Source organism: Acidobacteriota bacterium (assembly GCA_016208495.1).
In the GTDB taxonomy this organism is placed as follows: Bacteria; Acidobacteriota; Blastocatellia; order Chloracidobacteriales; family Chloracidobacteriaceae; genus JACQXX01.
Genome location: JACQXX010000019.1, coordinates 59,329 through 72,575, shown reverse-complemented (window position 1 = coordinate 72,575; position 13,247 = coordinate 59,329). Strand labels below are relative to the sequence as shown.

Genomic DNA, 13,247 nt, shown 5'->3' with positions numbered 1-13,247 from the left:
ATATTTCAATGCTGGCAGGCGCTATGAATCGGAGTGTCAGCTAGACATTGGCCGAACAATTGGCTACAAGTGATTTCCGTGAGTCCCACCGTCACTGGAGGTATCTGTATGTCTGCTTCTTTCAGGTCAGTGCGTCTCACTGTGCTCGGCTTTCTGGCGGCGATGGTGCCGGCGCTTCTGATTTCTTTTCCTTCACCCACAAGTCTGGCTGGAATCAATCGCCGGGTGCAATTGCCCGGAGATTTCGCCATGTCAATCACACCCAATACACCGCGAACCATTACACCCGGAACGACTTCGCAATATGAAGTCCGCATCGAAGGTGTGTATGGCTTTACCCAGAGCGTCAACTTCAGCGCCAAAATCACACCCGCCACCAGCAACATTTCATTGAATTTTTCGGCTTCGGCAGTGACTCCGGGAAATGGCACCCGGTTGACGGTGACCACCACGGGGAACACGCCGCTCGATGAGTACACACTCAGCGTCACGGGTACGTCAGGAAGTCTGGTTCATTCAGTAGACGTCAAATTCACTGTTGAACAAACCATTGCCCCTGATTTTGCTTTGAACTTCAATCCAGGTGAACGGGCACTGCTCCCCGGTGGGACGGCCAGTTTTTTGGTTCAGGCCAACCCGCAAGCCGGATTTGCCCAACCGGTAAATCTCACCGCAGTCATCACTCCGGCTGATCCCACGATTGGAGTTGCATTGTCTTCAAATCTTGTGAATGCAGGTGATGTGGCGATGTTGACCTTGACCACGACATCAGAAACTCCAGTAGCTGAGTATGCAATCACTTTGACTGGAACTTCCGGACCGCTTGTTCACACTGCCACCGGTACACTCACCGTCACAAACCAGCCTGACACGTCAGCGCCGGTCGTGACCGATGTTGCTTTTTCCAAAAAGAAGGTCAATCGCAAAACTGACCCGCGAGTGGCGATTGTCTGGTATTCGATTGATGATCAGAAGCTGGCCAATCACACGATTGTGTATGCCACTGACGGCGTCAATTTCAACACGACGGTTGTGACTGGACTTTCAGGAGGTACACAGTCTTTTCTCTGGGAAGTCTCCAACGCTTTGCCGAAAACCAAACTCGGCGTGGTGAAAATCATTGCGAGCGATGCCTTCGGCAATGCCGGGGAAGCGGCCTCTGTCGCAAAGCTCAAAATAAAGTAAAACAGGGTTCCGGGTTTTGGAAAAGGGCGCGGCTCAAAGCAGCCATGCCCTTACTTTTGGTCACTCTGTCATTCTCATCACTGGATCTTGGATGGATTCCGGAAGCTACCAATGGCAGTGCCGAGTCCATTCGGGACCCCGACCAGCTTCCATTGTCCAGTTGGGACAAATCGGCCCTGGATGCGATTGTTCATTGTATCACTCACAACCAGCAGGAGATTTCCGGCAAAGGGGCCGGTCAGGAAGAATTTGATCGTGACGCCTTCGGGCCGGTTGACCTGGCCGAGTTGAGACCCGGTCAAAGCCAGTGCCGTGCTGGTGTTGGGGTTGGCATTGGTCCAACGCAACATGCGTGAATTTCCAGTATCGGCAATATAGAGTGTGCCGTTCGGATCAAGTGCGATGCCTTGCGGCTTCATGACCTGATTGAGGGCTGTGCCTTTGGTGGCGATGGAGGTTCCACTTGTTGACCACATGACTGTATGGGCATTGGTGATACGCAAGATCTGGTTGTAGCCTTCATCCGTGACAAAGAGCCGGAATGCTGAATCAATGGCCAGTCCGTGAGGCAGCCCAATACGACCGCTCCCCCTTCCATTCGCTACAATCACCACCGCGTTTCCTGGAACACCATTGTTAAAGCGGAGCACGCGACCATTCCCTGTGTCGGACACATAGAGGTTGCCATTGATATCCAGAGCCAGCCCTTGCGGGAATCTGACCTGACCCAATCCAAAGCCGCTCGCGGCAAAGGTAGCCCAGGTTGTGCCACTGTCGGTTGACCACTGGATGCGACTGTTCCCGAAATCAGCGACATAAATCCGGCCAGCATCATCAAAAGCAACTGCTTCTGGACGGTTGAACTGACCATTTCCGGAGCCGACCGTTCCTGTTCCAATCACAGACCAGGTGTTACCGTCAAAGCGCTGGACGCGGTTATTGATCGTGTCGGCAACCATTAAGATTTGTAATTTTGGACAAGAGTTCACCGTGACAGTGGCATTTCCACTCCCGATAAGAAGGCACCCATCGGCATCAGTCCCCGATTGAACCGTATAGGTTATGGTTGTGAGTGGCGACACCGTGAACGTCAGCGGGCTGTTGCCAGTTTTGGTCCCACCTCCATGGTCGAGCGTCACTGTGTACGGGGGGACTCCCTCGGAAATTGTTACCTTAACCGTTGCCGACTGCCCGATACAAATTGTTCCGCCTCCGGTGACAGTACCCGTAATCGGAGTGGCACCAAATAAAAATACATCCTCAGTCAGATTCAAATCCCCAGCTATCAAATCTGAAGCCATTGATTGAAACGCCACAAACTTTCCATCGGCACTGAGGGAGGGCATCCTGGAGATAGCGTTGCCAGTTGTCGTGGTCGCACCAGCAGCCCGGCTCACCAGTTGCATTGTTTCCGTGACCCGGTCAAAGAGAAACACATCATGATTTTCATTGGTGTCCGTTTGGCCGGTCACCAGATTGGTCGAAATGCTGCGAAATGCAATCCACCGCCCGTTAGCACTGATCTCAGGCTCTTCAGAGAAGCTGGTACCCGTGGTGGCAGTCGTACCGGCAGCCCGACTCACCAGTTGCATCGTTCCTCCAACCCGGTCAAAGACAAACACGTCATCACAGAAATTTGTGTCTGTTTGGCCGATTACGAGGTCGGTCGAAAAGCTACGAACTGCAATCCACTGCCCATCAGCACTGATCTCAGGATTGAAAGAATAGCCATTGCTCGTGGTGAGGCTGGTACCCGCCGCCCGGCTTACCACCTGGATCGTTTCCCCAACCCGATCAAAGGCGAACACATCATTACTTCCATTCGTGTCTATCTGGCCGGTCACCAGGTTGGTTGCTTCGCTCATAAAGGCAATCCACTGCCCGTCGGCACTGATCGCAGGTTCTTGAGAGAAACCGTTGCTCGTGGTGGTGGCGGTGCCGGCAGCCCGGCTTACCAGTTGCACCGTCTGCCCGATCCGGTCAAAAACAAACACATCATTACTTCCATTCGTGTCTATCTGGCCGGTCACCAGGTTGGTTGCTTCACTTCCAAAGGCAATCCACTGCCCGTCGGCACTGATCTCAGGATTGAAAGAGTAACTATTACCTGTGGTGGTGGTGGTGCCGGTAGCCCGGCTCACCAGTTGCACCGTCTGCCCGATCCGGTCAAAAACAAACACATCAAGATTCCCATTCATGTCCGTTTGGCCCGTCACCAGGTTGGTTGCTTCACTTCCAAAGGCAATCCACTGCCCGTCGGCACTAATCACATGGGTCGAAGTGCCCTTATTGCCTGTGGTAGTGGTGGTGCCGGCAACCCGGCTTACTAATTGCATCGTCTCCGTAACCCGGTCAAAGAGAAACACATCGTTGCCAAAAGTCCCATTCGTGTCTGTTTGACCCAACACCAGGTTGGTCGCCACGCTTTCAAATGCAATCCACCGCCCATCGCCGCTGATCATTGGACTAAAAGAAAAGCCATTACCCGTGGTGATACCGGCAGCCCGGCTCACCAATTGCACCGCCTGTGTGACCCGGTCAAAAACAAACACATCATCGGTTTCATTGGCATCTATCTGGCCCGCCGCCAGATTGGTCGCCGTGCTGGTAAACACCACATACCGACCATCATCACTGACGGTGTTGTGTACCTCGATTGAACTCCCTCCATTTCCCGTTTCCAATTGCCCTGCCGCCAGTGACACGCCTTGAACTGTGTACTGGACATTGGGAGCGGCGGTCAAACGAGATTGCTTTTCCTCCTGGCGGCCCTGGATACCACCAGTCCAGTCGGGCTGCCGTCCCACTTCCGAAGAAGGCTTGTCAGCCGCACTTAATTGTTTGGATATGATAGCCTGTGTGTTACTTTCAACAACTGGCGGTTGCTTCAAAAAATTGACTCCAACTACCAGACTCAACACACTCAGCCACACCATGTAGCGAGGTGCTCGCAAATAAAAGTTTTTCATTACAGTTTCTCCCTTCTGATTGAAACGACAGGGGGCACGCTGTAAAGCTCATAACCTGTATTTGGACAACTCACCAGATAAGTCGGCTCAGGAATATGGCTGATCGTTGCATACTCAAAGGCAATTTTTATGCCAGATACACCTGCCCTTCATTCGACTTAACTGACCAAAGTGAAAGGGCTGGCGCTCAACAGATTTTGTGGTGGCAGTTGAACCACATTTGTAATCTATTGATTCAGGTGTAGCTGGTGCTTTGGAAAAAGCACCCGTTTATTTTTTGCAATGGGCATAACCCTTTTATTTTCAAGAAGAGAGTTCCAGAACCACCAAAATCATCAGTGCCGGAAACATGCCTGACTCACGAGAAATTCCTAAAATAACGGAGTTCAACTTCGTCAACCGTAGCGAAGTTTGATTGATCAATTGCGGCTCAAGTTCCCTCTGTTTTTCCAGGACGGCTTTGCTCGGTCTCCTGGTGAGTGAATTTTCGCTATTTCTCTATCTACTCTGCATTTCTCAGACTCAAGATAGTGGGGAATCACCCATTCATTGCTTGCTCCACTTAGATGATGTTCTCAAGGGAATTGGGCATCAGGAAGATTCACGAGTGACAATGACTGATGCGGAAGTGTTGACCGTGCGTTTGCCGCCGCCCGAATGTATGGAGGCAACCTGGAACGAGCGCGGTTGATGCTGAAGGAACTGAGGTTGATCCCGAAGATGCTGAGCCGATCTCGGCTGTGTCGAAGGCTGCACGAGTTGGCGGGATGGCTGGAGGAAGTATTTCATCAACTGGGGTGGGTATTGAAACAAGCCAATTCGAGGATGGAATATCTGATGGACTCATTTCCGGTGGCAATCTGCGACAATATCCGAATCAAACGGTGTCGACTGGTGAGGGACGAAGCCTTTCGAAGCTACAATGCGTCGAAGCGGCGATATTTTTATGGGGTGTGGGTGCAGGTGTTGACGACGGTTGATGGGATTCCAGTCGAAGTCGCGTTTCTGCCTGGTGGACCGCATGATGTCCATGGGCTGGATTTGCTGCCCCTGGATTTGCCACCTGGGAGCGAGGTCTGGCGTGACAGTGCCTATACCGACTATACGGTTGAGGATATCCTGGCCGAACACGAACAAGTCAGGCTGGATCCGATCCTCTCGGAGAGCCGCGCCGGGGTCCCTCCGTTCCTCATCTCCGTTTGCCGATTGGGGCAGGAGTTCACTCCCCGCCGAGGTACTTTCTCAATGCTTCCAGCGCCTCTTGCAAACGACTTCCCTGTCAAGATCAAAGTGACCGGCTTTTACTCCCGCTTTGGCATTTTGATAGTCAGTCGCCACACCAGGGACGATGCTTTCACTTCAACACCAGGAGGGATGGAATTTCACCACCACGAAGATGACGTTATACCATTTTGGAATGGAACCCTCGCATTAGAAAATAGTCAAGTAATTCAATCAAATAGACTTAATGAACTACTGACTACTGACTACTGACTACTGACTACAAACTGGTATCATTCTGTCAGGGTTCCAGATTTTCGAATATCGGTCCTTTTCCCAACCCTGAGCCCAAAATCCTCCAACCCCAATGATATAAACACTTATGGTCTTCCAGAAAATATTTCGAGCCATGGTTGCCTTCTGCATCGTGTTGAGCCTGTTTGTCTGGCATATCGAAGCCGGTGTCTTCGCGGCGGTGCACACTCAAGACGAGCCAACCCAGGTAAAAACGCAAATCACCCGCCTCACTGCTGAGGTTGACGAATTGTTGAAGGTCGGACGCCTGAACGATGCCTTACCGAAAGCCGAAGAAGCGGTCTTGTTGGCGGAAAAACACCTTGGTCCGGAACATCCCGACACCGCCGCCGCCCTTGATGGACTGGGCAGAGTACATCTCGGAAAAGGGAGTTTTGCCGCTGCTGAACCCCTGCTGGTGCGAGCACTTGCCATCCGGGAAAAAACACCGGGGCCGGAGCATCCAGATACTGGGTTTTCATTGCTTCATCTTGGCTGGGTATATCAGGAAAAAGGAGATCTGGCCCGCGCCGAGCCGCTCTTTACCCGTGCTCTGGCCGTCATGGAAAAAACACACGGCCTGGACCACAAGGATGTCGCCACCGTCCTCAATAATTTGGCCTGGGTCTCATACCTGAAGGCCGATTTGGTCCGCTCTGAGACGCTGAACCTGCGGGCGCTGGCCATTCGTGAGAAAATGTCAGGACCTGAGCACGAGGATACCGCCCAATCACTCAACGCTTTGGGGTTGGTGTCCCAGGCTCGCGGAGAGTATGCGCGAGCCGAACCATTTTTTGTGCGTGCCCTCAATATTCGGGAAAAAGCGCTTGGCCCAGAGAACCCCAATACGTCGCAATCATTGAGCAATCTGGCATTGCTGTATCACGTGCAGGGCGAGTATGTGCGTGCGGAACCGCTTTATATGCGGTCACTGGCCAGCTACGAAAAGATTCTTGGGCCGGAACATCCCGAAACGGCCAGGGCACTCCAAAATCTGGCTGGATTGTATAAAGACAAAGGTGATTTTACCCGTGCCGAACCGCTGTTTGTCCGGGCGCTGGCGATTCGGGAAAAGACCCTTGGACCGGAGCATCCAGTGACGGCGATTACGATCAACAATCTGGCATTGCTCTATCATGCCCAGAAGGAATTGGATAAAGCCGAGTCGCTATATTTGCGGGCGATTGCCATCCGAGAAAAAACATTTGGGCCGGAACATCCATTAACCGCGCTCATTTTCACCAATTTGGGAGGGCTCTATAGCAGCCGGAAAGAGTTTGCTCGGGCGGAACCGATTTTGTTGAAAGCCCGTGCCATTTTGGAAAAAACGGTTGGCCCCAACCACCCAGAGACAGCAACTGTATTAAGTAACCTGGGGTGGCTGTACAAAAACACCAGGGACTTTCCGAAAGCAGAAGCCACCCTCCAACAAGCAATTGGAATTATGGAAAAAACGTTGGGGACTGCGCATCCTTCGGTGGTCTTTCTCCTCAACATGCTCTCAGGTCTGTATGAATCCGAGGGTGATTTCGCCAAAGCCGTCACCTTTCAAACCAGAGCTAACGCACTGCGCGAACGCGATTTGATGCTGAATCTCGCGTCGGGCTCTGAGCAACAAAAGTTGCTCTACTTAAACAAAACCACGGCTGAAATGTATCGGTGTGTATCGCTTCATTTAAACAGTGCTCCCAGGGATGCAGCGGCAAGTCGCCTGGCATTGGAGGTCATTCTGCGCCGCAAGGGGCGTGTGCTGGACGCGATGACGAGTACGATTGCCTTGCTCCGAAAACGCGGCGATGCATCAACCCAACAATTGCTGGATGAATATTCAACCGTCAATGCACACTTGGCGACTTTGATCTTGAGAGGGGCCGGGCGCCGAAAACCGGAAGAATATCAGGCTCAAATTCAGGAACTTGAAACCCGCAAGGACCAACTGGAACGTGACATTAGTGCCCGCAGCGTTGAATTCAAAATTCAAACCACACCGACCACATTGGAATCTGTGCAAAAGGCAATTCCCCAAGACGCAGCTTTGATCGAATTTATCGCCTATCAGCCCTTCGACGCGAAAACCTATCTCCATAATGACGGTTTTCGGTTCGCAGTGTATGTGCTCAAGGCAGACGGCGAACTTGCCTGGGTTGACCTGGGGGAGGCTGAACCGATTGGGCAAGTCGTGACCGAATTTCGCAACGTTGTACGTGATCCGAAAAGCTCCAGCGCTAACCTCAAATCCAAAGCCCGTGTGCTCGACCAGCTTGTGATGGCGCCGGTTCGGAAGCTACTTGGAAAAACTCGTCGGTTGTTGATTTCAGCCGACGGGGATTTGAACCTGATTCCATTTGACGCTTTGGTTGATGAACAGGGGAAATACCTGGTCGAAACCTATGAAATTTCTTACCTGACAAGTGGACGCGACCTCTTGCGATTGCGCAATGGTTTATCGAACAAAACCAGCCCGCTGGTCCTGGCAAATCCGGATTACGCCACGGGTGTTGGTCCGACGGTCTTTGGCCAAACCGTCAAGCCTTTGTTGCCATTGCCTGGGACATCACGGGAAGCGGTTGCCATTCAAGCTGAATTTCCACAAGCCATCGTCAAAGTAAAAGACAAAGCCGCCAAACAAACGCTCAAGACGGCGAATCGTCCATTATTTCTGCACATTGCCACCCACGGGTATTTCCTGGCTAATGTGGAAACACCAATCATTGTGGAAGGTCGCCTGGGAGAACTTCCCAGACCAGTTGATCCCGAAGAGCTGAAAAAAGCCAATCCACTCTTGCGGTCCATGCTCTTTTTCGCCGGTGCCAACGCCGGAAAAGGCAGTGACGATGGCACCCTGACCGCGCTTGAAGCCGGGGGACTTGACCTGTGGGGCACCAAGCTGGTTGTGTTGTCAGCCTGTGACACCGGTGTTGGGGACGTGAAGACCGGTGACGGAGTGTATGGCCTGCGACGGGCGTTTGTGCTCGCCGGTGCCGAAAGCCAGATGATGAGCTTGTGGCCGGTGTCAGATGCGGGAACGCAGGATTTGATGACCGATTATTACAAACGGCTCAAGTTGGGCCAGGGAAGAAGCGCTGCCTTGCGTGAGGTCCGATTGGACCTGCTCAAAAATCCGAAGCGGCAACACCCGTTTTACTGGGCCAGTTTCATTTTGTCGGGTGAGTGGATCAGCCTGACAGGCAAGTGATCGGATTCTGGGACATACATTCATTGACTCAACTTTGGGCTGAGCGTGAAATCGTGCAAACAATCGCTTGAACGCTGAATCTCCGTCCTTTTGTAACGAAGGTGGATGTGCTAACGTCGTGTTGTTGTATTTCCACAGCAACCAGTTTTCATTCAACACCAACAATTCAGGACATTGTTTCGGAGGGGTTTATGCCAGCGATCCGCTTGATTGTCGAAGGTGAGCACGCCGTTGACGCATCGCGAAATCTTCAAGAAATTCAAGAACTTACGGCTACGGTTGAACCAATCGTCGAAGAACATAAGGAAATTGCTCTGGCCACCATTGTGTCAATTGTCGCGATGACCGCCGGCGCTGTCACCGTTGCAGACAAACTTATCATCTGGTATCGCGACTGGAAAAAAGGCAAAGACGAAAAACGAATCGAAAAAGTCATCATCGAAGGCCCCGACGGAACGCGGGTGTTGATGGAAAATGCCAAACCCGAAGACGTCGCCGCCATCCTGGCCGCTGTGCCCAATCAGTTGCCGGAATGAATGTCTTCACATGGGAGCGCGGGCGTCTCGCCCGCAACGGGTTGGGAATGTAGTTCAGGCGGGCAAGATGCCCGCGCTCCCATCTTGAACTGAACCCTGGCTCTGTGAGGTGTTTGATGTCGTCAGAAACCGTCCTCCATATCAAACTGATTGAACTGGGCAATGGATTGGCTGAATTGCGCTACTATTTCGACAACCCGAATGACTACACGTCGCGCAAACTCGAAGTCAAAGCCATCGAACCGCTCATCACGGCGGCGGAAACGGATTACTACACGGTACTTCCCAAAGATCTGGTGCAGAACGGTCAGAAGCTCTTCAACTGGCTTGACCAGGCCGACCGATTTCTGGCGACGGCTATTGGTGACACTCCGGTGGATCGGTTGCTGGTGCTGGCGATTTCGACCACCGGAAAACTCGGTCATCTGCCGTGGGAGACGCTCCACGATGGAAAGAGCTTTCTGGTCGAGAGCCGAAGCCCGCGCATTGTGCCGGTTCGCTGGACTGACAAAACCGCAACGGGCTATGCGCCAGCCAATCGGCCCTTGCGGGTCTTGTTTATGGCGACGTCTCCGCAGGACAGCACGTCACCACTTGATTTCGAACGCGAAGAAGCCCTCATCCTCGATGCCACCAGCAAAAAGCCGTTGACCCTGACGGTTGAAGAAAGCGGCAACCTGAAGGAACTCCACGAAACAATCACCAATTATGATGAACTGGATGTCTTTCACCTGACTGGACATGCCACACACACCGACGACGGTCCACAATTCCTGATGGAATCTGACATCGGCACAAAAGAACTGGCAACCGGTGAGGAAATTGCCAAAGCACTCCACCACAAACCCAAACTGGTTTTCCTTTCGGGGTGTAAGACCGGACAGGCGATGAAAGCGGGGGATGTGCCGTCAATGGCGGAAACCTTGCTCCAGCATGGGTTTACGGCGGTGCTCGGATGGGGGCGTTCGGTGCTTGAAACCGATGCCAGCCAGGCCGCAGCGGCGCTCTATCACGAGCTTTCCTCCGGAGAAAGCCCAACCCACGCACTGGCAGCCACTTATGAAAAGTTGATTGAAGAAAAAGCGCGTGACTGGCATTTGCTCCGGCTGTATGTGATTGGCGGTATCCCTCAACCGCTCGTGACGCCACTCAAAACCAAAGGCCGAAAACCAGCGGTGCCAGCATCCGTCACCCCCCGGTTTCTCGATGCTGACCACAAAATCAAAGTTCCCAAACGGGAAGACTTCGTTGGCCGACGGCGGGTGCTGCAACGCTGTTTGAAAGTGCTCCGGTATGAATCTGACCGGCTAGGCGTGGTGCTCCACGGGATGGGAGGTCTGGGCAAAAGCAGTCTCGCCGCCCGGATGTGTGACCGATTGCACGAAGAGTTCACCCTCGTGGCCTGGTTTGGGAGAATTGACGAGCCTTCGCTGGTCAACAAACTTGCTGAACATATTCAAAATAAAGAACTTCGTGACACACTGCTTGATCCGCATACCGAACTCAAATTCAAGCTCTGGCCGGTTTTTGAACAGGTTGAAAAGCCGTTCCTGCTGGTGCTGGATGACTTTGAGCAAAATTTTGAAACAAACGGTGGCGCGTTGAACTGGCGTGACGGATTGCCGGTGCTCTCGGTTGATGCCGTTGACGTCTTGAAAGCCCTCGCCTTTGCGATTTCCCAAACCAATGGTCGCCATCGCGTGATTGTCACCAGCCGCTATGAATTTGCGATTGAAGAAGCCTCCCAGTTTCACGTTGAACCCGCCCTCGATGGTTTGCGCGATGCCGACTGGCGGAAAAAGATTCGCCGTCTCGAAGCTGGAAAGACCATTCCAACTGACCTCAAAGACGCCCGCGAACATGCTATCCGTGTGGCTGATGGCAATCCACGGTTGCTCGAATGGCTCTTCAAATTGCTCACCACGCCGGGGCTTGACCTGATGACCATCCTGGCCGAGATGGACAAAAAAGAAGCTGCCTTCCGGGAAAGCATTCTGGCAGCGGAACTTCTCAAACAACAATCACCAGTGCTTCGGCAGGTACTGGCACGAACCCTGGTTTTTGACCACCCGGTGCCCAAAGCCGCGATTGAAGCCATCTGCGACGATATTTCCGGCGTTGACCATCACCTGGAGCGCGCCGCTACCCTGGGACTGATTGAAATCACAGTACTTCCTGGTGATGTGAGCCATTACCGAGTGCCACGCATTCTGCTGCCGCTCCTGAAATCAGAACAACCCGCCGACCAGAAAGCCCTCTGCCAGAAAGCCACATCAGTGCTGTATCAGTTTTGGTGGAAACCCGACGATGGAGTCATTGAACCACAAGTTCTGGAAATTCACCGGTTAGCCATCTTAGGCCAAGCAAAGGAAATTGCGATTGAATTAGGAGGCCGACTTTCCCGGCATTGGGTCAACACTAGCCGATTTCATGAAGCGACCAAGTTGTGTGAAATGACATTGGAAATCTCACCTAACGATTTTTTGATTCTCCAAAATCTAGCTCAGGCCAAACAAGCACTAGGTAATATCGAAGAAGCGCAGGCTTATTTCCAATCTGCATTATTTCATTGCCCAGTGGAAGAGATGATAGAAAGAGCAAACATTCTTCATAATTCAGCTAGTCTTTATCTAACTCAGGGAAAAAAAGACGAAGCGCTCGCCTTTCTTTACCAAGCATTAGCGATTGACGAACGTCTTGGTGATGTTAAAGGCAAAGCTGCTTCGCTTCATGCTCTTGCTATTATCCTTGCTTCCGAAGGCCGAGTTGGTGAAGCCGTTGCGCTGTTCAATCAGTCCTTAGAAATCAATGAACAAATTGGGAATATTCAAGGCAGAGCCGCTACACTTTACCACCTTGCTAATCTACTCTCCCAGCAGGGCCAAGTTGCAGAAGCACTTACTTTTTACCAGCAAGCGTTAGAACTCAATGGAAGCATTGGGCATATTCAAGGTGGAGCTGCTACTTTGCTCCAAATAGCGACTCTCCACGCCCAACAAGGAAAGATAGGCGATGCTTTCACTCTTTATCAGCAAGCAGTGAAGCACTTTGAGGATATTGGGCATATTCAAGGCCAAGCCTCTTCACGACACGCAATAGCCATTCTCTATACCAAGCAAGGCAAAATAGATGAAGCTTTTGCCATTTTCCAGGAATCATTAGAACTCTTTGAACGCATTGGATATGTACAGGGCAAAGCTGCCACACTACATGAGCTTGCCAGACTCTTCGCGCAACAAGGTCAGACAGAAAAAGCTATTGCTCTTTACAAAGAATCTTTAAGGCTTAAAGAAGATATTCAAGACATTAAAGGCAAAGCCCTCACCTTGCATGAATTGGCCAACATTTTCACCCAGCAAGGTTGGGTCACGGAGGCCCTCGACCTCTCCCACCAGTCGTTGGAACTCACCGAACGCATCGGCGACGTCCAGGGCAAGGCCATAACGATGGGGATGATGGCTCAACTCCTGGCACAAAAGGGAGAGTTCCGAACGGCTATTGCCTATTTGCAGGAATCACAAGTTATCCTGGAAAAGATCAAATCCCCAATTGCCGAGCAAGTGGGACGGACATTGATGCGGGTTATTTTTATGGCGATTGAAACCCTGCACGGTGAGGAAACCCTGCAGGAATTTATGGCGGCCCTGGAATCGGACGATCATGAAAAGGCACAGGCGATGGTTGATAGCATTTAGTACTACAGCGAGGTTTTGATTTTAACCTGCGAAGCAGGTGACAGACAATAGCCCCCGGTGAATTTGATCCAGGTGGTTGAAGTTGCTGAGCCTCAATAGACAAAACCGGAAAAATAACTTAAATAGCTGGATTTTGATGAGCAAGCGATGC

Annotated in this window: 7 protein-coding genes; 6 read left to right on the top strand and 1 reads right to left on the bottom strand. The window is 51.9% G+C overall.

The genetic code is table 11. The features are described 5' to 3' along the window. Positions 1-108 precede the first annotated feature (108 nt). A complete protein-coding gene (locus tag HY774_03430; protein MBI4747509.1) occupies positions 109-1,185 on the top strand; it encodes a hypothetical protein in 1,077 nt (358 codons plus the stop codon). A 77-nt stretch (positions 1,186-1,262) separates the two neighbouring features. Here HY774_03430 and HY774_03425 read toward each other — a convergent pair whose 3' ends face one another. Further along, positions 1,263-4,154, bottom strand: coding sequence for a PD40 domain-containing protein (locus HY774_03425; GenBank protein ID MBI4747508.1), 2,892 nt, complete (start codon positions 4,152-4,154; stop codon positions 1,263-1,265). A 553-nt stretch (positions 4,155-4,707) separates the two neighbouring features. Between HY774_03425 and HY774_03420 the strand changes: the two genes are divergently transcribed. The 5 genes from HY774_03420 to HY774_03400 all read left to right on the top strand — a co-directional run bounded on the left by HY774_03420 (position 4,708) and on the right by HY774_03400 (position 13,096). Beyond that, positions 4,708-4,845: a hypothetical protein gene (locus HY774_03420; protein MBI4747507.1), complete on the top strand. Its 138-nt coding sequence runs from the start codon at positions 4,708-4,710 to the stop codon at positions 4,843-4,845. Between the two features lie 29 nt (positions 4,846-4,874). Beyond that, the gene (locus HY774_03415) at positions 4,875-5,648 is read left to right on the top strand and encodes a transposase (protein MBI4747506.1); all 774 of its coding nucleotides are present in this window, start codon (positions 4,875-4,877) and stop codon (positions 5,646-5,648) included. A gap of 109 nt (positions 5,649-5,757) precedes the next feature. After that, a complete protein-coding gene (locus HY774_03410; GenBank protein MBI4747505.1) occupies positions 5,758-8,865 on the top strand; it encodes a CHAT domain-containing protein in 3,108 nt (1,035 codons plus the stop codon). Positions 8,866-9,056: 191 nt separating this feature from the next. After that, positions 9,057-9,401 carry a hypothetical protein gene (locus HY774_03405; GenBank protein MBI4747504.1) on the top strand — a complete coding sequence of 115 codons (345 nt, stop codon included), beginning with the start codon at positions 9,057-9,059 and terminating at the stop codon, positions 9,399-9,401. Between the two features lie 116 nt (positions 9,402-9,517). Continuing rightward, positions 9,518-13,096 carry a tetratricopeptide repeat protein gene (locus HY774_03400; GenBank protein ID MBI4747503.1) on the top strand — a complete coding sequence of 1,193 codons (3,579 nt, stop codon included), beginning with the start codon at positions 9,518-9,520 and terminating at the stop codon, positions 13,094-13,096. Positions 13,097-13,247 lie beyond the last annotated feature (151 nt).

Bases quoted from the DNA above. Each gene is read 5' to 3' on its own strand.
- HY774_03430 (MBI4747509.1), top strand. From the start codon at position 109: ATGTCTGCTTCTTTCAGGTCAGTGCGTCTCACTGTGCTCGGCTTTCTG.
- HY774_03425 (MBI4747508.1), bottom strand. From the start codon at position 4,154: ATGAAAAACTTTTATTTGCGAGCACCTCGCTACATGGTGTGGCTGAGT.
- HY774_03415 (MBI4747506.1), top strand. From the start codon at position 4,875: ATGCTGAGCCGATCTCGGCTGTGTCGAAGGCTGCACGAGTTGGCGGGA.
- HY774_03410 (MBI4747505.1), top strand. From the start codon at position 5,758: ATGGTCTTCCAGAAAATATTTCGAGCCATGGTTGCCTTCTGCATCGTG.
- HY774_03405 (MBI4747504.1), top strand. From the start codon at position 9,057: ATGCCAGCGATCCGCTTGATTGTCGAAGGTGAGCACGCCGTTGACGCA.
- HY774_03400 (MBI4747503.1), top strand. From the start codon at position 9,518: ATGTCGTCAGAAACCGTCCTCCATATCAAACTGATTGAACTGGGCAAT.